The sequence below is a fragment of the Rhodonellum psychrophilum GCM71 = DSM 17998 genome (assembly GCF_000381545.1).
GTDB classification, from domain to species: domain Bacteria; phylum Bacteroidota; class Bacteroidia; order Cytophagales; family Cyclobacteriaceae; genus Rhodonellum; species Rhodonellum psychrophilum.
On record NZ_KB906685.1, the window covers coordinates 81230 to 101704 of the forward strand.

The window sequence follows — 20475 nt, forward strand, 5'->3', positions numbered from 1 at the left end:
TGAATTTTTTTATAGAGTAAAAATTGTTTCTCCCATTTCAAAATTGATAGACAAGATGAAATTAAACCTAAGAAACACGATTGCATATTTTTATGCACAATTCCTTAGAATTTCTGGGGTAGTCAAAAAAGCCAAAGAAAAAGCCCAGTCGGGTGAATTTATTCTCTCTATTTATTTTCACAACCCGTCGAAGAAAGAGTTTGAATTCACATTGAATTGGTTGATCAATAACGGTTTCCATTTCATCAGTATAGATGATTTGCGTAAAATCCATAATGAAGAGATGGCGTTCCCAAAAGGGGCTGTACTCTTAACCGTGGATGATGGTTGGGCCTCCAATGAGACAAACATGGTGGAACTGGCGAATAAATACAAAGTTCCCATTGCGATTTTTGTAACGACGGAGCCGGTGGAGGAGGGTAATTTTTGGTTTTCCTATTCAAAAAAAGCTGGGCGTCTCAAGCTGGGCTATCCTTCTACCGAGGCCTTAAAGAGGCTCCCAAATGAGGAAAGATTGTCCATCGTAAACAAAATTAAAGAAAAACTTACCCTTGCCAGAGAGGCAATGACCGTAGAACAAGTCCAAAGGATCTCTATGTCTCCCTATGTCACCATTGGTGCGCATAGTCACACCCATCCAATTCTGAACCAATGTACCGACAGCCAATTAAAATCTGAACTCAGGATTTGTGCTCAAAAACTTGAGGATTGGGTGGGGAAGGAGGTTATTTCCTTTGCTTATCCAAATGGTGATTTTGGTGATCGAGAGAAAAAAATGCTCGATGATTTTGATTACATGATTGGTTTTGCAAACAATCCGCAATATATCACCCGAGAAAATTTGCAGGACATGTATGCTGTCCCAAGGATAGGGTTTTTGGAAGGGGCTTCACAAGCCGAAAACATTTGTAGAATCATGGGTATTTGGCATTCGAACTCTATAAAGATCTTCAAGAAAAAATTTTAAGGGACTTAAACCCTTAATATGCATGAGGTTTCCTAATGGTTTTTAAAACCGAAAGAAAATCAGGCTACGGGAAAATCAGGCGGGGAATCGATAGGGGGAAATCAAAAACAGTACACATAGACCGATTATAAAGCAGTTTTAGGTTGGGATAGAATTGGTCATTCTGCTCAAACACTTTCCAATAATTTCGTGGTTTTTTTCATTCCCTTTTGAAATGTTTTCTCATAAAGTTCAGCGCATTTTTTGATCGAGAAATTCTTTTCAAAATAGACTTTCAATCCATTCCGATCTATGGAATCCGGATTTTTCAAAAATTCCTTAACAGACAGATAGTAAGATGCTTCACTGGTATCCTTTGACAAAAAACCAGTGGTTCCGTTTTTCACTACATTGGTGATCCCTCCCACGGGAGTACAAATGGGAACACAGCCACATGCAAATGCTTCAATGATGGAAATTGGCATCCCTTCAAAATGCGAACTGAGGCAAAAGGCATCCGCCGAATGGTAATAATCGGCAACATTGGTTTTCTCGCCCAAAAAGTAAATCCCTTTTCCAGCAGTGGCCACCAATTCTTCGGCTTCCTCAAAATCAAAACCCATCCCCACAATTAACAAGATAATTCCATTATTTTCCCTGATCAATTGGTTAAAAACCCGAATCAACATGAATTGATTTTTTTGTTCATTGAACCTTGCGACGTGAAGAAAAACCAAATCAGTAGGGGCTTCTTTAAGGGATTCTATTTCTGATTTCACCTTCAAAAAATTTCCCGTTTTTTCAGGGAATTTTCTTCCGTTATAGATCAAGGTGGAATTGTCAAATCCATAAAATCTCAAAAACGAATCCTTGCTTTCTTGGGAAATGGTGATGGGGTGAATCAGTGATTTCTGATAGAAAAATTTCCTTAGACCTGAAAACAAAAGGTTTTTTGCTTCTTTCTTTGCATCATTGTGTACGGTATGGAAAAACTTGATTTCTTTGAGAAAAATTGAGGGGAGCAAAACAAGCAAGATCGTATTCATGTGACAATGAACTACATCTGGATTTTCCTCCTTGATGAGCTTGTATATTTTTAGGTGATCAAAGGGTTTAAATCCATATTGGAATCCCAGACTTCTGTATTTTACTTTGTCATCAAGTTCGTTTTTGAAAAAATCGTTTTTTTCCTCCTCGTTTCGAACGATAAACAAATGGACGTCATGTTTCTGAGCCAGTTCATTCGATAAATCCAGTACAAATCTTTCGGCTCCTCCTTGGTTCAACGTGAATATTATTTGAATGATTTTCATTTTTTATTCCTTTAGTGATTAATCCAATTCCTTCAGGGTGTTTAACAATTTTTTTGTCAAACATAAATAGTCATGGTTTTCCCTTACATATTTTTGACAGTTTTGGGAAAGTTGATGATACGTTTCGGTGCTTAATTGCCTCAATTGAGTCTCCAAATCCTCCACATCCCCGTATAAAAGACCCAATTGATGGTCCCCAATTATTTTGTCGGGATTCACATTATGGGTGGTGAGTATAGGAGTTCCCACATGCATGGTTTCCAAAAAAGTGTTGCTAAATCCTTCAAACCTGGAAGTGTTCAGTAAAAATTTGGCATCTCTTAAGAAACCCATTATTTTTTCTCTTTCAAAAAAACCCTCAATCTGCACATTTGGGAGTTTTTTGAGTTTTTTCAGATACACAGCACTTTCGTTATCCGTCATTTGGCTAGTACTTCCCACTATTCTAAATTGTTCTTCTTTCAATCGCTCAGCGATTTCGTAGAGTAATTTCAGGTTTTTTTGGAATCTGAAATTGGCTACCCATGCGATATAAAGTTTCTTTGGTTGACTGTCCTGTTTTAAATCGTGGGTATTGAAAATGAATGGGTTGTGTATTTTCAATACCTTTTTTCCAGGGAATTTTTGTTGGACCAATTGTATTTGATAATCGTTTTGACATAGGATAATGCTGGCCATGCCCAAACCCTTGTTCATAAAAAAGACATGTGACCTCGAGTGCGTTTCTCGATAGCGATGGTCGAGTTGTGCGTCCAATGGGATACGGGCAATGTACTTGATTTTAAGTTTTTTGCACATCCAGGCGGTATAAAAGGAAATCCAGCTTGGATTGCTTTCATAGAGAAAGTCGGGCTTCTCTCTTTTCAACAATTGGTAAATGCTTGGAAAACGATAATATATCCACCTGAACCATTTCAGTCCTTTGCGGGAATCGTATGTAGGGACTACATCCAGTTCATTCCATTCTGCTTTTATCGATCTGCTGTCTGCCGGGTCTTTCAAAATCACTACTTCATGGCCAAGTTTGATGAGTGCCCGAACCCAAACAAAGGATTGTACCGCAGCGCCTCCCGATGGGCTTTCATTTTTCACGATCAGGTCAATAATATCGGTATCATTGAATAAAAATTTGGACATATGATTGTCAGTTATTTGGACGAAACAGTGAAATCATTTGAAATTCAAAACATTTAATTTTCACAAAAAGAAAAGTATCAATTTGGAAATTTTTGGTTTTTTTGCTCGGGAACCATTGTAAAAAGGAGTCGGCGTAATATCAGAACATGAGGAAAGTTTCTTAGTGATTTTCCAAATTCGTAGGGTGTTTGATTACAGGTTTAATATGGATGTTTGTTGAATGAATCGAGTTTTCCCAATAGAATGTCTTTTTAGGTTTTCGAAAAAGAAAAAGGTAGATTTTTTTCCAAAGGCACGCGCTCAATTCCGCTTTGTCTTTAGTTATAGAAATATAGCCAATAAAATTATTAAATCTTTTAATCCATAGATTTAAAGAGAAAATAAAATTATACAGTGATTATGTGTGATTTGAATAAGATTTTGGAGGGGGTTTCCCTAGGAGCCCTAGCTTTATGGAGGAGGTGAATTTTTTTTTACCATCAAAGCGGTATTATAGGGTTGAACTTGATTTTAAACCCAGGACATCAGCAGAGTAGTTTACTTGGGGCAAGTCATGGAGTCGTGTAACTCTTTATCTACCAGGGCAATCAATTGTATCCTTTCCAGTTGGAGGGAAAGCATGGTACGCTCGACCAGATTTGGCGAGAGCGGCGTTATTGGCTGAAACCGAGTTTATGGACATCAAGTCCTCCAATGTGGCCTTTTCGTTCCCCATCCGGACATTGTCAAAATATACAATTCGTTTGTTTACGCTGGTTTTGGTTTTTTCCCAGGTCCATTTGTAGATCCCGATTTTCCATTTGGGTAGGATTCCAGGATAAATGTTGGGTCCTGATCGGGTCAAAATTTTATCGCCATTCCTCCATATCTCCAACAAGCCATCCCCATCATTTGAATGAATGAAATGAAAAACGAACTCTTGCCATTGGTCTTTGGGCACCTGTCCGAGATCGTGTTTTTCTCTTTTTTCTCCGTTGAAAACAGGATCATTTCGCACCACAATTATCAAATGGTCATTTTCTACAAAAAGTGAGGTGCTGGGGCTCCCCATCTGTTCTTGGTGCCATTGGGTGATGATTTCCGCGTCATTGTCAACAGGATAGCCATCAGACGGAAAATATACAGCAAATGAATACCATCTTTCACGATGGAATTGCTCTGGAAACAGGACTTCTGACCTTACGCCAGTTTTGGTCACGATGCGGTCACCGTGCCGGAGTTCGAATTTTCCGGATTTTTTTCCCTGAAAAACCGGACTGTTTGAAACTTGGAAGGAGTGGTTTTCGGGAAATTGTTTCCAAACAAAATCAAAGGGATCGGGACCCTCGAATGTTTCTTCATAGAGTAAATGAGAATCTGGTTCTTTTGGATTGGAATCCTGGCCGGTGTCCGGCGTTTCACCGGGAAAAAGCAATAGCAGACCAAATACAGCGAAGGATATGGGAAGGATAAAAATGAAAAGTTCTTTGTTCATTTTTGCTTTTTTAAAAACATGGATAATCCGTTTCCTTCAAAGGCTATGGCACTGTTTCAGATTTTTTATCTGCATTGAAGAGTGCTTCTTGAGCGATTCTGGATTTTTTGAAAATAAATAATTGCTTTTCAGATTAAATTTAATGCATTTTATTTTATTAAATGCTTTCAATTCAGTAAATTTAAAATCTAATTAAAAGGTTAATTATAATGTAATTTGTTAATATTAAATACATAAAAACAATTAAAGTTATAGTAAAAATTTAATTAGTAATAAAAATAACAAGAAAAAGTTTAGGTTTTTGATGTAGTGATGTTTCCTTCTTCATTGTCTTATGCCGCGATTGGATAGCCGATGAACCCTTAGATATTTAAGTAATTTTTAACTTTTAAATTTTTCAAGATTATGTCCAACTTTCAGAGAACCAGTAACTCACTGTTTGTTTTTGGTGATATTATCAATCTTTGCTTGGCATTTTACATTTCGGTGTATTTTTATAAGGTAAAAGATGTGGATTTTCAAGGATCGGAAACCTTGATTTTAGGGTCGTTGATATTTTTATGGTTGATCATTGGATATAGCAATAGGTTGTATGCAGAAGGCAGAGGGGAGAATATATTGACAGTAAGGATGGGGAAATATCTCAAGGCCTATTTTATCTTGGCTGGGATTATTGGGATGATCTACATGATTTTTTCTTTCCCTACGGAAATAAGGAACCTGATTTTAGCCTTGTTGGTGGGATTCCCTATTTTGGGGTCCATCACCAACCTGATCATGGTCAAAGTTTACAGGCCACTTCAGGAAAAGAAGAATAAATTCAAATCCACCTTGATTGCAGGAGAGGGCTACTTGGCAAAAAAAGTGGAGGACTTTATGCTTTCCAATCCGTTTGAAGGCGATTCCTTGCAGGGATTTGTCCTGTGCAATGCCGAGAACAGTTTGATCAAGAAAGACAGAGTCGTCACTACTCTGGAAAATCTGAACGACTATCTCAATAAAAACTATGTGAGTGAGATCATCATCGCCTTATCTTTCCGTGAGATTGACAGTATTAAATCCATCGTCAAAGTTGCGGATTACCATGGTGCCAGAGTGAGGTTTGTTCCCGACTACGAAAGTATTTTTGGGGGGAGTTTCAAGTCTTATCATTTTGGCGATCTGGAAATGGTCAATGTGCGCCAACTTCCCTTGGATGAGTGGTTCCCAAACCTTCAAAAAACCTCTTTCGATATTGTTTTCTCGACCTTTGCCCTTTTGTTTCTTTCGCCGTTATTTCTGCTTATTGCAACATTGATTAAAATGGAATCCAAAGGGCCGGTTTTCTATTGTCCCCAACGGATTGGCAAAGGAGGAAAGCCATTTAAGGTGTTCAAGTTTAGGACAATGTCTCAAAATGACAATAGCCAAGGGGGAACCATGTCCACGGTAAAAGATGATCCAAGGATCACTAGAATTGGTAAATTTTTGCGAAAATACAGTCTGGATGAACTTCCTCAATTTATGAATGTACTCACTGGAGAGATGAGCGTGATTGGCCCCCGGCCCCATAGAACCTACCTGAATCAACTCATGCAGGCTTCTGAAGAAAATTATATGGTCAGGCATTATTATAGACCCGGCATCACCGGCTGGGCACAAGTAAATGGTTGGAGGGGGCCTTTGGAGACCTGTGAGCAGAAAAAACAGCGGACCCAACATGACCTGTGGTACCTCAACAATTGGTCTTTTTGGCTGGATCTCAGGATCATTTACAAAACCATATTTAGTGCCAAAACACATAAAAGCGCATTTTAGGGTCTTTTGAACCAATACCTGGAATCGGGGGGAAATATATTCAAACCAAATTATAGCTCACCCATTTTTTGATTTTGAGTGTGTAACAAGATTAGATGGAGACAAACCATTTTTTAGTGGCAGATTGTGTATTTTTGTTTTGGACCTACTTACCATTCATTCCCCATAAGCCCATGAAAACCGTCATCCTGTTTGTGTTTTTCAACTGCTTCTTTTCCACCGTCGCTTTTTCGGAGGCAAGCCTGGAAAAGCCGATTAAGATAGCGATGGCAGGACTGTCCCACGGACATTCAGGATGGATTTTTCAAAATCACTTTCAGGGAGATTTTAATTTGGTTGGGGTTTTTGAAACGGATACAGCTTTGATCAATGAATTCATCGACCGGTATAAACTCCAAAAAGACCTTTTCTACACCGATTTGACCAAGATGCTAGACGATCAAAAGCCTGACGGTTTGTTGGCTTTTGGGCCGATATCCGAGCATTTAAGTGTTGTCCAAGCGGCAGCTCCTCGGGGGATTCATGTGATGGTGGAAAAACCATTGGCAATCAATATGGAGCAAGCCCAAGAAATGAAAAAATTGGCAGAAGAAAACAAGATTCAATTGCTCACAAATTTTGAAACTTCATGGTACCCTAGCACCATGAAGTCCATTCAAATTGGCAGTCAGGGAAATGAGAATTTTGGTCAGCTTAGGAAAGCGGTCTTTCACCACGGGCATAAAGGGCCAAAGGAAATAGGTGTTGGTCCCGAGTTTTTGAATTGGCTGACAGATCCTGAACAGAATGGAGGAGGCGCATTGGTTGACTTTGGCTGCTATGGTGCCAATATCATGACTACATTGACGCATGGAGTGGAGCCGATTTCGGTCACGGCAGTGACGCAAACACACAAGCCGGAAATTTATCCCTTGGTAGAGGATGAGGCGACCATTATTGTGACTTATCCCAATGCCCAGGCCATTATTCAAGGATCATGGAATTGGCCTTTCGATCGAAAAGACATGGAAATCTACGGGGAAAGGGGCTATGTGATCGCGGCGGATAAAAACACAATGAAATTCCGATATGCAGATTCTGGTAAAGAAAAGACTGTTCTAGTTTCACAGGAGGAAACTGGGGTTTATGTCAATCCATTTGCTTATTTTGTAGAGGTGATTTCAGGAAAAATTCAGCCCGAACCATTTGGCCTGTACAGTCTTGAAAACAATATGATGGTGGTCAGGATATTGGATGCAGCAAAGAAATCGGCAGCAACAGGAAAAACAGTTTATTTTGAATAGGTCAAAAAACACTAAAATGAAGAAAAATTGGATTGCCGTTTTTGGCATAACACTTCTGCTTGCCTCTTGCTCTCAACCCCAAAGGGAAAATATTGATTTTGAAGAATGGGGGAAATATTGGTTTCAGGGACAGGCCGAGATCAGTAGTTTTGACTTGACCCAGTACCGCTATGGAGAGCCAAGAGAAGGGGAAGCGGTCCTCATTTTCGTGACGGAGGATTTTTCAAGAAAAAATCAGGTGAAATTGGATGACCCTGAAGCCTCAAAAAAAGATAAGGTATCTGTTTTGAAAATGAATCAGACTCGGAATTTTAACACCGGCATTTATCCGTACAACATGATGCTTTCTGCATTTACTCCTACCAAAGAAAATTCACGGGGATTGAAATTCACGGCTTCCTCTCAGGAATGGTGCGGACATACTTTTACCCAAGTCAATCTCAAGAAAGGAGAGAATTATAGTGGACAGATTTTCTCTTACTTTGAATCGGAAGGGGATCATTCCTTTTCCTTCTCAGGATTGGCCGAAGATGACCTTTGGAATTTGATCCGAATCAACCCCAATGAAATACCACTCGGGGGAGTCCAGGTTTTTCCATCCTTGATCTATCAGCGATTGAGCCATCAGGAAATGAAGTCTGAGGAGGCTTTTATCAGAATTCAGGATATCAGTACACAAAGAAGGCAATTGGAGCTTACTTACGGTTCCGGAAAGCGAACCTTAAGAATAGACTTTGAAAAGGAATTTCCATTTCAAATCATGGGATGGGAAGAATTAGAAACCAAAGAGGACGGCAAACAGGAAATCACAAAGGCCGTTAGAAAAGGTTTGAAGATGCTGGACTATTGGAAAAAAAATAAATTAGAGGATGCGTTTTTGAGGGAGGAGTTGAAGTTGAAATAGGAATTGAATTGATCTGGAACAGAAAAAAAGATTTTGGGAAGAAAATCGATTTTTCAATCCTTCCTACAAGGTGTCAAACCAAATTCATCCTCCCATTCCGATCCCAATCAAATCTTCCATAACCATCAACTTTGAGAACATCCCTTTACCTGTTTCTTTATGCCTTGGCGATTGTCATAATGGGCTATTTTTTGCCAAGAGAAAATTTCGGAGGGCTGGCAGGGATGTATGGATTGGCTTTTGGGATGTATTATTTGATTTGCAAAAGTGCCAAAAACGAAGGGTTTTCCATTGGCTTTGGAATTGCCATGGCCTTGGTTTTACGTCTTTTGCTCTTTGGCGCGACGCCTGAATTGTCCGATGATTTTTACCGTTTTGTTTTTGACGGGCAATTGCTGAAACTGGGTGTTAACCCCTATCTCAATCTACCGGAAGAGGCTTTCGGTTTGTTGGGGATTCCGGCCAACGGCTATTGGCAATCCTTGCTGGAGCAAATGAATTCCAGCCAATACTATTCAGTTTATCCTCCCTTGCATCAGTTGTTTTTTTGGTTGGCAGCATTGCCGGGAGAAAACCTGATTTGGAATGTGTTGGTCTTACGTGGCTTGATCCTCATTTTTGAAGGATTGAATATTTTCCTGATTTTGAGGATTCTTCAAGACTGGAAGTTGCCCACAACCAGGATTTGGCTGTATGCATTCAATCCTCTGGTGATTATGGAATGCACTGGAAACCTTCATTTTGAAGGAATCGTGTTGACCGGATTGCTGCTGGCAGTATATGGCTGGGGCAAAATGAAAGCAGGGCTTTCTGCTTTCGGCTGGAGTTGGGCGGTAGGAATCAAACTCAGTCCTTTGATGTTTGGGCCAATTTGGTTGATGGCTTGGCCTAGGAAAAAAGGGTTCGTTTTCCTGCTTCTTGCAGCGATTGCCATAGGGTTTTTCGTTGCGCCACTGGCAATAGGCGATAGTGGAAAGGGTTTCTGGCAGATCATACGCCTGTACCAAAGCAGCTTCGAATTCAATGCCTCTTTGTATTATCTCCTAAGGGAAGTGTTTTCTTTCTTTTTAGGATACAATCCCATTGGGACTTTGGGCCCGATATTTAATCTGTTGCTTGCCTTGGGGATATTGGGTTTTTCTTTTTTTTGGAAAATCGAAAAAAAGGAATCCCTGGCTGAAGGGATGGTTTGGATATTGCTGGTTTATCTTCTATTCCAGACTGTAGTGCATCCATGGTATTTGATTCCGGCTGTTGGGTTGAGCGTGCTTACCAAAAACAGGATTTTCCTGGTTTGGTCCTGCTTGGTTTTCCTATCCTATTCCGCATATGGAAATCGTGATTTTGCGGAAAATCCCTATTTGTTGCTTTTGGAATATGGGGCATTATTGGCTTTCGTTTATTGGAATTATTTGAGGAGATTTGTCCCCATCAAAAAAGTATAAAAAATGCTTGATTTCCCGAACCTTAAATTACTGATTGTTCTCTTTTTTGTTTTTTCTTGCTCCAGCTCACAGGACAAAAAAGCCATTGCCCTCATCGAAAAATCGATTGAGGCGCATGGTGGTCAAGAAAGCTGGGGGAATATCCGGAATTTTTCTTTCGAAAAGGAGACTAGGCTTTATTTGGAGAACGGGGAAATTGAAACCCATACTGTCCAGCAACAGGAATTCAGGTTCAAACCATATTTTGAGGCCAAGATGACTTGGGAAAAAGACAGCATTATCCATAAAGTCATTTTCGATGGCCTCAAAACCCAATATTGGATGGGGAAAAACGAAATCCAGAATGAAGGTTTTCTTCAGGCAAAAAAGAAGGATCTTGACGCTGCCTACTATGTGTTGACAAAACCCTTTGATCTCCTTGATGAAGGCAAAACACTACTCCATGAAGGCATTACCAAATTACAGGATGGCAGGGAAATGGAAACAGTCCGGGTGATTGATGGAGATCCCAAGGATCCAAATATCGATATTTGGTGGTATTATTTTCATCCCGAAACATACCGAATTGTCGCGTACAGGGCAAAAACTTCAGGACATTACAGCCAAGTTTACAACTTGGATTGGGATACATCCACGGAAATCCTTTTTCCATCCAGTAGAGAGAGTTTTCGCGTTGACAGCCTAGGCAATCATTTGTATCTTAGGGCCACTTATGCCTATAGAAAATATAGCATCATCAATTGATAATGAAAAATCGGGGTTTTATGCCCTTTGAAATTTTGATTAAATTCAAATCCATTAACTCCCAAATTTATTGGATATATGGGTTTTATAAAAAAAAATAAAATGCGCCATCTACTTCCCCTTGTAATTTTATTGACTAGCATGATCTCCTCTTGTACTTCAAGGACAGAGGCAGAAAAGATCGTGGACAAAGCCATCGAAGCCCATGGAGGCATTTTGTTTGAAAAAGCGAAAATCGAGTTTGATTTTAGGGAGCGGCATTATGAAATTTTCAAATCGCCAAACGCTTTTGAATATGTCCGCGAGTTTACCGATTCCACGGGGCTGGTGCGGGATGTACTGAACAATTCAGGCTTCGTTAGGACTGTAAATGGACAGGAAGTGACCTTGGATGAAAAGCAAACAAAGGCATTTACCAATTCGGTCAATTCCGTTGCCTACTTCGCTTTTTTGCCTTACGGGCTCAATGATGCCTCGGTTTACAAGGAATATCTTGGCGAATCCGAATTGGAGGGAAAAGCATATCAATTGATAAAAGTGACTTTTTCGGAAGTGGGTGGAGGAGAGGATTTTGACGACGAGTTCATTTATTGGTTCGATAAGGAAACCTTTAGAATCGGATACGTGGCATATTCTTACCATACCGATGGGGGAGGGGTACGCTTCCGTCGAGCGATCAAAACACATGAAGTGGGAGAATTGGTTTTCCTGGATTATGAGAATTACAAACCCGCAATGAAAGATACACCAGTAGAGGAAATGGAAGCCCTCTTCAAGGAAGGTAAATTGGAATTGCTTTCCGAAATTCTTTTGGAAAACATCAAAGTGGAAATCCTAAAATAATCCCGATGAAAAAGGCCCTCCTGCTGCTTCCTATTGTCCTTCTCTTCTTTGGGTTTTGGGCATATCAATATCAGGTTGCGGAAGGGATCAATACAATAAAAATCACCGACAAACAAAAAGGCATTTGCTGGGTAGGAAGTCCTAGGCCTTTAGAAGGCTGGGAACTGGATTCACTCAGACACTTGGGCATCACTCATATTTCCCAGACGCCATTCGGCTGGCAATCAGATCCAAAAAGCCCTGGAATTCGTTGGGAGCGGGATTCCGAGAAGATGTGGTGGGGAGAATCCCTCGAAGGTGTAAAAGTAACCACGGATTTGGGTCGGGAAAAGGGTGTTGAAAGCATTCTCAAGCCACATTTATGGGTGCGTGGGCAATGGCCCGGTGCCATCAGCATGCAGTCCGAGGAGGATTGGACCACTTGGTTTGGAGAATACTCCGAATTCATCATGTACTATGCAAAGTATGCCCAAGAGCATCAGATTCCCGTTTTGTGCATCGGAACTGAATTGGAACTTACCTCAAAAAGGGAGGCGGATTGGCGAAAAATTATCTCCGAAATCAGAGCCGTGTATAAGGGTGAAATTACCTATGCCGCCAATTTCACGGAATATGAACAAATTGAATTTTGGGATGCGCTCGATTATATTGGGATTCAGGCTTATTTTCCTTTATCGGAAAAATCCAATCCCAATCTGCAAACCTTGGTCAAAAGCTGGAACAAAAAAATCAAGGAAATCGAGAAAGTCCAAAAGCGTTTTCAGAAACCGGTTCTTTTTACCGAAATCGGCTATTGCAACACGATAGATGCATCGGTCGAACCCTGGGTATGGCCGAATGAGCGCAAGGACGTGGCCTTGTCGGAGGAGATGCAGGCATTGTGTTATCAGGCATTTTTTGAAACCGCCTGGAAAATGGATTGGTTGGCAGGTGCTTATTTTTGGAAATGGTATCCACAGCCACGGGACAGGCAGCCGGATTTTACCCCTCAAAACAAATTGGCGCAGGAAGTGATGAGAAGTTTTTATGCTGGGGAGAACTAGGTAGGGCTATGATTCTGGTGTCTCCGATTGACTCTAAATCCATAGATGAAAGCAAGAATTAAACAGGAAAAGCCAACGCCCAACAATAGGATTTCTGTTCCCAAAGGCAATTGAAGCCCCCTTGTCATCCCAAAAAATAACAGACCACAGCCATAACCAATGCCATATACTATTTTTTCAGCAGCCGTTAATCCCACTGACTTTGACCTGAATTGTGCTGTTTGAGAAATAACAGAAATTTGCACAAAAAATAAGGTCCTCAATTTCCCCCATTCCCAAAAACAAAGCCAAAGGCATCCCAATACCATCATAAAAGCCAAGTAGGCAGTATTGCCAAAACCTAACCCAATAGTAATGAATAAAATATTCAACATGATTCCGGTGAAAAGGATACTGCCAATTGCCAACGTTCTGTTGAGCATGACCAGTACGCCAGCCAGAATCTGTATTCCTCCAAGAAACTGCCAATAAACTCCTGTAGAGAGCAGCATGTCAAAAAACAGACCTATGGGACTTGTGCTTCCTAAATTTGAAAAAGGCAAGCCTAAAAGTTTCACCAAACCTGTAGGAATAAAAGCCATAGATAAGAGAAACCTGAGGCCAAGTGTTCCTCTGTACAGCCAAGTATTTTGTCTTGCCTTTTCGGAATAGTACAGCAAAGAGGTGTCCGGTGGAGTTGTGTTTTTCGTCACAGTTTCATTGATGGATAATTTGTTTAAATCAGTGCCATACAATTTAGGAAATGTTCCAGTAACTATGTTTCATTCTAATCTTAATTTGATATCAAATAAATTTGATTTTAAACCCGAAATTCAAACTTCAGCAATAGATAGAAAAGATGAATTTCTGTTAAACACCTGTTTTGCATTGCCAATCCAATTATGGACTGTAAATTCAGTAATTTGTCAGATGGTTTCTGTTTTTGATTTCAATACATGGATGTCGGTTTTTTTTTCTCAAAATGGCCTGCCCGACCCTACTTGATCGGAATTACGATTTTGGGATTGTCTTTTGCCTGGTATCAAAATCTGAACCCGTCCCGAAAGCTTTTTAGTCAAGAAGAATTCCATTCTGACTGTGTCGAGTAGGATAAAAAGCCCTTTGTTCAGATCAAAAGATTTTTGGGTGGAGTTCTAATATCTGCTATATTGATGCTGACGTTCACAAATTATGCTCACCTCTTCCAGCCTTCCAAGAACCAAAAGGAAGTTATTGTTATAAATGCTTTAGACATTCAAACAGTTTTATCTGATATAAAGGGAATGACCTGTAATGGCTGTGCTTCCCACGTTGAAAATGACGTGAATAAATTGCCAGGAATTGTTTCCATAAATGTCAGTTACGAAGAAGCGACGGCAAAAGTGGGTTTTAATCAAATCAAAGTCAGTTTGGCTCAAATCAAAGAAGTCATCAACCATTCAGGATATAAAATCAGAGCAATCAAATAAATTCAAATATGGAAACCATTCTAAATTCTCTTTTCACTTGCCCAAATTGTGGCTTTCAAAAAATGGAAAAAATGCCTGTAGATGCATGCCAGTTTTTCTATGAATGCGTGAATTGTCATGCTGTTTTAAAACCACACTCAGGTGACTGTTGTGTGTTTTGCAGCTTTGGCTCGGTCAAATGTCCCTCTGTGCAGCGCAATGAAAACTGTTGTTGAAGAATGGGTCAAAGGGTCTTTGCCAAACCCGGGTTTTTAATCCTGAATTCCTGCGGATTTGTTCCAGTGGTTTTTTTGAAAAACTTACTGAATTGGGCGTAGTCTTCGTAACCTAGTTCATACCCTATGGATTTGATGGGGACATCCGTATAGAGCAAGAGCCTTTTGGCCTCCATTGAAACCCTATCATGGATTACTTGCAGAGGAGACTTTTTACTCAATTTGGTGAAAATATTGGCAATGGTTTTTGGGGACCTATTCATCAGGTCGGCATATTCCCCCACATTTTTTTTGGTTTTGAAATGTTCTTCAACGAGGGAGTTGAATTGCCGGAGAACATCTATTTCCCGAGGATTTGTACTTACTTTTAAAAGTTGCTTCCTAGCTAGGCGGGTAACTAGGATAATAAATCTTTTGAGCAGGATCCTAAGCATTTCTTCTTGGTTGTTGTCAACTGTCTTGAATTCCTTTTTCAATACTTCTACCAAAAACCCAAGGCTTTGGGTCTCCTCATCGTCCAATTGAATGACTGGGGTGAAGTCTGAACCAAAAAACAAAAGTCCGTTACAGGAAACTTCCTGATCAAAGGTATGGATGCAGTAAAATTCTTTGTTGAAAAACAAGACCACAAGCGCATTGTCACCATTGGGAATCTGTATATCTTGGTTGTAGGTGCAACAGAGGATCTGGTTTTGCAAAAGCGTCAGAGAAAGGCCATCAACGGTCAGGGAAAGTTCTTTTTCATCTTGGTTCCAGATAAATTTCAGATGCCTGTCTGCAAAAAGGATCGCCGAAGAGATGTCCTCTTGGTCAGCGAGAATAAACGTGGAGGCAATGGCAGGATGTTGAAAACGCTGTATCATAAGAAGGGGTAAATTTTCACGAAGCCGTTTTCATCGGAAACGGCTTCGTGAAAATATGCATAAACCAAACAATTAACTCAATTCTACGGCTTTTGGAAAGTCGATTTCAACTCCTGTCACATTGTGAAGCAGATTGGTTGTTGTCTTTTCACCTATTGCGACGATAAGATCAACTAGATTTTCTTTGTTGTACCCTGAGTTGAAAAAAATCTCCAATACAGCATCTTCGATTTTCCCTTTGTTTAGCGTAATGGCTTTGGCTGTTTTGACCAAGGCATCATACTTTTTATTGAAAGGGGCTTCACCTTTTCTAAGGGAGATGATCTGCTCTTCTGTAAAACCATTCATTTTACCGATAGCGGTGTGGGCAGCCTGGCAATAGGAACAGCCGTTTACCTGTGAAACCACCAGATTGATGACCTCTTTTTCTTTGTTGTTGAAAGTGGTTTTGCCATTGGCAAAGGAAGTGTACCTTTCCAGTGCATTTTCAGAGTATGCGTAGGTGGCATAGATATTTGGAACAAATCCTACCTGGTTTTTGATAGCCGTCAATATGCCTTTGTTTTTTTCTGATACTTGGTCCAATGTTGGGACTTCAAAATTCAATGTCTCTGTGCTCATGTTATTTTTGTTTTAATTGATGTCACAAAGGTGAGGCAAATTGGTCTGTGCCTAAATGGCAAAACTGCCCGATGACATGTCAATTTTTCCTTTGGGGGATGATTGAGCTTAAAATTTCCTTTAGAAGTCTATCAACAATTCAAACCTAATATTATTGACATAGGAGAGTTGTCTTGTTGCCGACGAATCGATAACATATCCTGAAACGATGGTAATGCCCAACAGGTGTTCAAAACCCAATAGGAATGCTCTGGAATTCAGCACCAAGTGGTTTGCTAAATGCCTGTTCAGGTTCCCACGGTGAAATCAGGATGGGTTGGAAAGGGGGAGAAGTAAGCACAATATCAATTTTTTCAGCCCTCATAAACTGATGAGGAAAAATCCACTGATCTTTTACTCTGAATAGAGGAAAGAATGGTAAAAAGAGATCTTTTACTATACCAAATTAAATCATCCGAATGCCGGTATGTGGAGAACGGATGTTTAGTTTATAGTGGGTGTTTCATGCAAAAAACCTCAAAAGCGCTAATTTTTGAATCGGATGAAGGCATTCATTTTGACTGTGAAGTACTCTTACGCCACATTTTCTTGTTTTTCTTTTTTGCCGTTTGATACAAAGTCACAAGCTCCTCTTCTATAATTTCACGTTCTTTTCTGTTATCGTCAAGCTTCTTTTTTAAACTTTTGATTTGGAATTCTTTCAAACTGACAATCTTATAAAGAAACCCGGCCAATAAAAGTCCCTGTCTGGCTTTCATGAACAAACCCCGAAGTTTGTAGCCGCGTGAAAGATGTGAAAGGCGTGCTATCTTGATGACCCGCATGGTCCGGATAAATGCGATAAAGGGGAGGAAAATGATCAATAAATCTATCCAATTTCGTTGTGCGTAGGCCATTTTCTCCCTACTGATAGTGATCATCATGATGAATTCAAAAGCAAAAGCCAACCAGATGAAAGCCTGGGTCATGTCCAGCACAAAGGACAAGTCCGTCTTTAGAAATGCTTCCAAGGGTTCGTAAAATTTCCATTCTATAACCAGTACGGGAATAATAAGCAATGCGATAACAATCATCGGAATGGAGAATTTTTCCTTTACATCTTTCAGCAGCCCTTCATTCCTAAAAGACCATCCCATAAAAGGAATCCACTGAAGGGAGGGATCTTCTAAATGCTGTGCACCAATTCTAAGGGGAGGAAATAACAAAACAAAAGCTCTGAGATAAAGCGTTATTTTGGGAGGCTTGCTTTCTGATTTCAGATACAGGAAATAAACTATCAGAAAGTCAACCAAGAATACAATCCAAAGCAATCCAAATATCAAGGCAACTTTACTTTGGAATAAGGCCACTCCAATATTTTCGCCTTCATTGGACATCAGATTGATCAGTGCGGCAGCCAAGACCAGCATAAATAAACCTATGTAATAAAGGTAGGGTGCCATCCTGGAATCGTACCTGGCTATGGTGGAATGAATGGGAGGTTCAAGTTTTGTCCGGACCTCCATATCACGAGGCACACCTTCTTTAATCAACCAAGGGTATTCGCCCACCAACTTCCCTATGGGGGCTACGGTGTTTTTTCTATCTAAAAGTTTCTCAATTTGAAATAACAAATAAGGATTGTCACAAGACTCAATTTTTTGTTTCAAGGCTTCTTTGTTTGCTGGATAATTGATGGTATCGACTTTCATAGGTTGTTTCTGGAAATTCAAAGTTCAATGATTTTTGCTGCCGCTTGGCTTAGGGTGTTTTCTAAAATCATAGGGCGATTTTCCAATGGATACCAAACCATCCCAGGTCTGGCAATGAAACAGCCCTGCAATCCGGCCCTTTGTGCTCCTGTGATATCCCATGCATGGCAGGCTACCATCATGGCTTCCGTGGCTGATACATTCATCTGACCTAGGACTTTCTGATAATTCATGCCATGTGGCTTATAGTTTTTGACGCTTTCCACACTGAAGATGTCTTCAAAATACGCATCCAATCCTGAATATTTTAATTGTTCTTTGGCTACTTCCAAAGTGCCGTTGGTCAGAACAACCATCCTGAACCCTTCCTTTTTGAGCATTTCCAGTCCTTCTACAACATCCGGGTGTGGAGGCAATTTCCTGATCCAATCCAGAATATTCTCGATTTCGCCTGCCGAAAACTTTTTGTTTTGCTTTTCAGCCAGCATTTCCAACACTGCTTTTCCGATTTCACCAAAACCTCTGAATTCTTCCGTGATTGTTTCCACCCATGAATATTGAAGCAACAATGAGAACCATTGGTCAAAGGCTGTATCATTCTGAAATCCACGGTTGATAGCTGTTTTCAAAGGCCTAAGATCAAGCAGTGTCTCGTTGACATCGAAAATCAGGAGATTGATTTTTTTATTCATGAAGGATTGTTTGGTCTATTGATATTCATCGAAATTGTTGTGCCCAAAATTTGAAGCCATAAAATCCATAAGGTTTCACACAGATTTATGGATCACATTTTTGAACCCTTATTGTGTATTGCCATTTCTATTCCAACCTGATATTACTTAATAATCAGTTTGTTATATGAAATTTTTGACCTCTGCATATCGCCAAGATGAACTCTTCTCCTAATGGTCTGATTTTCTTGCAGTTTCAACCCGATTAAGAAACGGAATGCATTTTTTGGGTTGCATCACTAATGACGGATCTGCAAAATTAGATTTAAAGTTGAAGTATTGCGAAACTTCAAAAATTACTTGGGTGTATACGTTGAATCATTGGGAATAAAATATTCTTACCAACCAACATAGGGAGGGGCATTTACTTCTACCATTCTCATGTAAACCAAGCACTGCCCCCGATGATGTACCTGATGGTCACGAAGCAGGTAAAAAAGGTTTTCATGCGTCATTTCCACGTCTTTAAATGTGGTAGATGTTTGAAGTTCATCACTTGAAATCCCGGAAATCAGCTCTGCTACATGCTGGTTGGCGGTTTCAAGGATGTCGATGATTTGGGCTTTGCTGAGATTTTCTCTGTCAGCTTTGTTGTAAAAAAGTCTGGTTTCCCCGGAAATTCTTCCTGCCAAAAAGCTGATGTTGTCCACAATGTGCAAAAGCTGTTCTCCGAAACTCATGGCCCCTGCTGCAGACCTGAAACCATATTGATCTTCCGGCATCTGTTCGGCTACGGCATGGGTGTAGGCAGCGGCTCTTTCCCACACTTTTGGGTATTGCGCTTCGAAATATTGCTGAGCCTGAAGATGGGGGATTGTGCATAGGAAAAAAAAGGCAATGACTAATGATTTCATCGAAATTGTATTTAAGGGGAAATGATTACAGGAAAACTTTCTGGAATATAGGGAGGCTTTCCTCTCTGTCTGAGCATCCATCCATGGCTGCTAAGGCAGAAATATTGTTGTCAAATATGACCTAATTTTCTGACAGTTATATTCCATGAGGTCTGAAAAGGCCAGAAATGTCAATTATCCGACAGTACATGTTGGCTTTGCTTGATAGATTTAAGCCCATTCAGGAATTCGAAGTGGGAATAACAAAATGAGAATTGGGTTTTTTGGGCTTTAAGCATGAGGGTTTAAACTTCGATACTCCTTACCCAGAAGAATAAAATATTTTCATCTAAAACCTTTCGATTTTTGAACATAAATGATGAATATGGAATATGACGCAACTGCAATCGGCTCAGGGCATACAGGCATGCCCCTGGTCTTTAAGCTGGTCGAATTTGGGGAAAAAGTAGCTTTTATTGAAAGAGTCCACCTCACGAAATCTAATGCATAATCCGGCTTTATGTGGACCATTGTGGACGCAGATTCCAACAAAATACGGGGGCAGTTGTTTTGTGATTGGGAGGTGATCGAATCATTAGTGTTGACCTGAATGCCGCGTATGCAGATGTTCCTTATGCCGGCATCATGGATTCTGTACAAATTCACATGGCCGTCCCGGAACTGATCCCGACTTGGTTGGAAGGTTTGGTGATGGCAAGCTAATCGAATCTTCTCCGTTCAGACCAAAGAGAAGAAATCCTTCTCCTTCAACAAATGAAAAAATAAATAAAATATAAACAAGCAAACCAGCAAAAAATGAAAGCTATCTGGAACAATACCGTAATTGCCGAAAGTGATATCACCGTACAAGTGGAAGGAAATCATTATTTCCCCGCAGACACGATCCACATGGAATACTTTAAATCCTCCAACACCAATACCGTATGTCCTTGGAAAGGGGTCGCCTCCTATTATTCCCTTGAGGTAAATGGAGAAATCAACAAAGATGCTGCTTGGTTTTATCCCGACACAAAACCTGCGGCTAGAGAGATAAAAGGTCATGTTGCATTTTGGAAAGGGGTAAAAGTTGAGCGGTAATCTTGGGTGTGATTTATCCAAAAACTGCTAACTTACCTTTTCATTG

General features: G+C 40.2%; 21 protein-coding genes. 12 read left to right on the forward strand and 9 right to left on the reverse strand.

All coding sequences use genetic code 11. The annotated features are described in order from the left end of the window. Window positions 1-55: 55 nt before the first annotated feature. On the forward strand, window positions 56-967 hold the full coding sequence (locus F824_RS0117540; protein ID WP_019599234.1) for a polysaccharide deacetylase family protein: 912 nt from the start codon (window positions 56-58) through the stop codon (window positions 965-967). Window positions 968-1134: 167 nt separating this feature from the next. On the opposite strand, the gene F824_RS26135 is transcribed toward F824_RS0117540, so the two are convergent. From F824_RS26135 to F824_RS26140, 3 genes are all read right to left on the reverse strand, one after another. Further along, window positions 1135-2259, reverse strand: coding sequence for a glycosyltransferase (locus F824_RS26135; RefSeq protein WP_019599235.1), 1125 nt, complete (start codon window positions 2257-2259; stop codon window positions 1135-1137). Between the two features lie 18 nt (window positions 2260-2277). Beyond that, entirely contained in the window at window positions 2278-3396 is a 1119-nt protein-coding gene (locus F824_RS0117550; RefSeq protein WP_019599236.1) for a glycosyltransferase family 4 protein, read from the reverse strand. Between the two features lie 571 nt (window positions 3397-3967). After that, the gene (locus F824_RS26140) at window positions 3968-4870 is read right to left on the reverse strand and encodes a polysaccharide lyase (RefSeq protein ID WP_019599237.1); all 903 of its coding nucleotides are present in this window, start codon (window positions 4868-4870) and stop codon (window positions 3968-3970) included. Window positions 4871-5275: 405 nt separating this feature from the next. Between F824_RS26140 and F824_RS0117565 the strand changes: the two genes are divergently transcribed. The 7 genes from F824_RS0117565 to F824_RS0117600 all read left to right on the forward strand — a co-directional run bounded on the left by F824_RS0117565 (window position 5276) and on the right by F824_RS0117600 (window position 12929). After that, window positions 5276-6667, forward strand: a complete 1392-nt coding sequence (locus F824_RS0117565; protein ID WP_019599238.1) for an exopolysaccharide biosynthesis polyprenyl glycosylphosphotransferase — start codon at window positions 5276-5278, stop codon at window positions 6665-6667. A 173-nt stretch (window positions 6668-6840) separates the two neighbouring features. Then, window positions 6841-7950 carry a Gfo/Idh/MocA family protein gene (locus F824_RS0117570; protein ID WP_033405414.1) on the forward strand — a complete coding sequence of 370 codons (1110 nt, stop codon included), beginning with the start codon at window positions 6841-6843 and terminating at the stop codon, window positions 7948-7950. 16 nt (window positions 7951-7966) lie between these two features. Continuing rightward, entirely contained in the window at window positions 7967-8854 is an 888-nt protein-coding gene (locus F824_RS0117575) for a hypothetical protein (RefSeq protein WP_019599240.1), read from the forward strand. 131 nt (window positions 8855-8985) lie between these two features. Then, window positions 8986-10299 carry a carotene biosynthesis associated membrane protein gene (locus F824_RS0117580; protein ID WP_031326985.1) on the forward strand — a complete coding sequence of 438 codons (1314 nt, stop codon included), beginning with the start codon at window positions 8986-8988 and terminating at the stop codon, window positions 10297-10299. Between the two features lie 3 nt (window positions 10300-10302). Then, window positions 10303-11043: a hypothetical protein gene (locus F824_RS0117585; protein WP_019599242.1), complete on the forward strand. Its 741-nt coding sequence runs from the start codon at window positions 10303-10305 to the stop codon at window positions 11041-11043. Between the two features lie 102 nt (window positions 11044-11145). Beyond that, window positions 11146-11886, forward strand: a complete 741-nt coding sequence (locus F824_RS0117595) for a DUF6503 family protein (RefSeq protein WP_026333782.1) — start codon at window positions 11146-11148, stop codon at window positions 11884-11886. A gap of 5 nt (window positions 11887-11891) precedes the next feature. Next, window positions 11892-12929 carry a glycoside hydrolase family 113 gene (locus F824_RS0117600; protein ID WP_019599245.1) on the forward strand — a complete coding sequence of 346 codons (1038 nt, stop codon included), beginning with the start codon at window positions 11892-11894 and terminating at the stop codon, window positions 12927-12929. Here the strand turns inward: F824_RS0117600 and F824_RS26940 are convergent. Beyond that, window positions 12926-13621, reverse strand: coding sequence for a hypothetical protein (locus tag F824_RS26940; RefSeq protein ID WP_139189894.1), 696 nt, complete (start codon window positions 13619-13621; stop codon window positions 12926-12928). The genes F824_RS0117600 and F824_RS26940 overlap by 4 nt on opposite strands. Before the next feature lie 429 nt (window positions 13622-14050). Between F824_RS26940 and F824_RS28000 the strand changes: the two genes are divergently transcribed. Then, window positions 14051-14377 carry a heavy-metal-associated domain-containing protein gene (locus F824_RS28000; protein ID WP_236613161.1) on the forward strand — a complete coding sequence of 109 codons (327 nt, stop codon included), beginning with the start codon at window positions 14051-14053 and terminating at the stop codon, window positions 14375-14377. A gap of 8 nt (window positions 14378-14385) precedes the next feature. Next, entirely contained in the window at window positions 14386-14592 is a 207-nt protein-coding gene (locus F824_RS28005) for a GDCCVxC domain-containing (seleno)protein (protein ID WP_081625011.1), read from the forward strand. A gap of 8 nt (window positions 14593-14600) precedes the next feature. Here F824_RS28005 and F824_RS0117615 read toward each other — a convergent pair whose 3' ends face one another. The 5 genes from F824_RS0117615 to F824_RS0117640 form a co-directional block, all read right to left on the reverse strand. Further along, window positions 14601-15455: a helix-turn-helix domain-containing protein gene (locus F824_RS0117615; RefSeq protein WP_019599249.1), complete on the reverse strand. Its 855-nt coding sequence runs from the start codon at window positions 15453-15455 to the stop codon at window positions 14601-14603. A 72-nt stretch (window positions 15456-15527) separates the two neighbouring features. Beyond that, window positions 15528-16076: a carboxymuconolactone decarboxylase family protein gene (locus F824_RS0117620; RefSeq protein ID WP_019599250.1), complete on the reverse strand. Its 549-nt coding sequence runs from the start codon at window positions 16074-16076 to the stop codon at window positions 15528-15530. Window positions 16077-16627: 551 nt separating this feature from the next. Further along, window positions 16628-17767: a hypothetical protein gene (locus F824_RS0117630; protein WP_019599252.1), complete on the reverse strand. Its 1140-nt coding sequence runs from the start codon at window positions 17765-17767 to the stop codon at window positions 16628-16630. A gap of 17 nt (window positions 17768-17784) precedes the next feature. Continuing rightward, window positions 17785-18459 (reverse strand): haloacid dehalogenase type II, encoded by a 675-nt coding sequence (locus F824_RS0117635; protein ID WP_019599253.1) that lies wholly within the window; start codon window positions 18457-18459, stop codon window positions 17785-17787. Window positions 18460-18836: 377 nt separating this feature from the next. Continuing rightward, window positions 18837-19352: a DinB family protein gene (locus F824_RS0117640; protein WP_161629726.1), complete on the reverse strand. Its 516-nt coding sequence runs from the start codon at window positions 19350-19352 to the stop codon at window positions 18837-18839. A 555-nt stretch (window positions 19353-19907) separates the two neighbouring features. Between F824_RS0117640 and F824_RS27560 the strand changes: the two genes are divergently transcribed. Continuing rightward, window positions 19908-20054 (forward strand): hypothetical protein, encoded by a 147-nt coding sequence (locus F824_RS27560; RefSeq protein ID WP_019599256.1) that lies wholly within the window; start codon window positions 19908-19910, stop codon window positions 20052-20054. A 93-nt stretch (window positions 20055-20147) separates the two neighbouring features. Further along, the gene (locus tag F824_RS0117655) at window positions 20148-20429 is read left to right on the forward strand and encodes a DUF427 domain-containing protein (RefSeq protein WP_019599257.1); all 282 of its coding nucleotides are present in this window, start codon (window positions 20148-20150) and stop codon (window positions 20427-20429) included. Window positions 20430-20475 lie beyond the last annotated feature (46 nt).

Coding starts and splice junctions, on each gene's coding strand:
- F824_RS0117540 (WP_019599234.1), top strand. CDS start 56: ATGAAATTAAACCTAAGAAACACGATTGCATATTTTTATGCACAATTC.
- F824_RS26135 (WP_019599235.1), bottom strand. CDS start 2,259: ATGAAAATCATTCAAATAATATTCACGTTGAACCAAGGAGGAGCCGAA.
- F824_RS0117550 (WP_019599236.1), bottom strand. CDS start 3,396: ATGTCCAAATTTTTATTCAATGATACCGATATTATTGACCTGATCGTG.
- F824_RS26140 (WP_019599237.1), bottom strand. CDS start 4,870: ATGAACAAAGAACTTTTCATTTTTATCCTTCCCATATCCTTCGCTGTA.
- F824_RS0117565 (WP_019599238.1), top strand. CDS start 5,276: ATGTCCAACTTTCAGAGAACCAGTAACTCACTGTTTGTTTTTGGTGAT.
- F824_RS0117570 (WP_033405414.1), top strand. CDS start 6,841: ATGAAAACCGTCATCCTGTTTGTGTTTTTCAACTGCTTCTTTTCCACC.
- F824_RS0117575 (WP_019599240.1), top strand. CDS start 7,967: ATGAAGAAAAATTGGATTGCCGTTTTTGGCATAACACTTCTGCTTGCC.
- F824_RS0117585 (WP_019599242.1), top strand. CDS start 10,303: ATGCTTGATTTCCCGAACCTTAAATTACTGATTGTTCTCTTTTTTGTT.
- F824_RS0117595 (WP_026333782.1), top strand. CDS start 11,146: ATGCGCCATCTACTTCCCCTTGTAATTTTATTGACTAGCATGATCTCC.
- F824_RS0117600 (WP_019599245.1), top strand. CDS start 11,892: ATGAAAAAGGCCCTCCTGCTGCTTCCTATTGTCCTTCTCTTCTTTGGG.
- F824_RS28005 (WP_081625011.1), top strand. CDS start 14,386: ATGGAAACCATTCTAAATTCTCTTTTCACTTGCCCAAATTGTGGCTTT.
- F824_RS0117615 (WP_019599249.1), bottom strand. CDS start 15,455: ATGATACAGCGTTTTCAACATCCTGCCATTGCCTCCACGTTTATTCTC.
- F824_RS0117620 (WP_019599250.1), bottom strand. CDS start 16,076: ATGAGCACAGAGACATTGAATTTTGAAGTCCCAACATTGGACCAAGTA.
- F824_RS0117630 (WP_019599252.1), bottom strand. CDS start 17,767: ATGAAAGTCGATACCATCAATTATCCAGCAAACAAAGAAGCCTTGAAA.
- F824_RS0117635 (WP_019599253.1), bottom strand. CDS start 18,459: ATGAATAAAAAAATCAATCTCCTGATTTTCGATGTCAACGAGACACTG.
- F824_RS0117640 (WP_161629726.1), bottom strand. CDS start 19,352: ATGAAATCATTAGTCATTGCCTTTTTTTTCCTATGCACAATCCCCCAT.
- F824_RS0117655 (WP_019599257.1), top strand. CDS start 20,148: ATGAAAGCTATCTGGAACAATACCGTAATTGCCGAAAGTGATATCACC.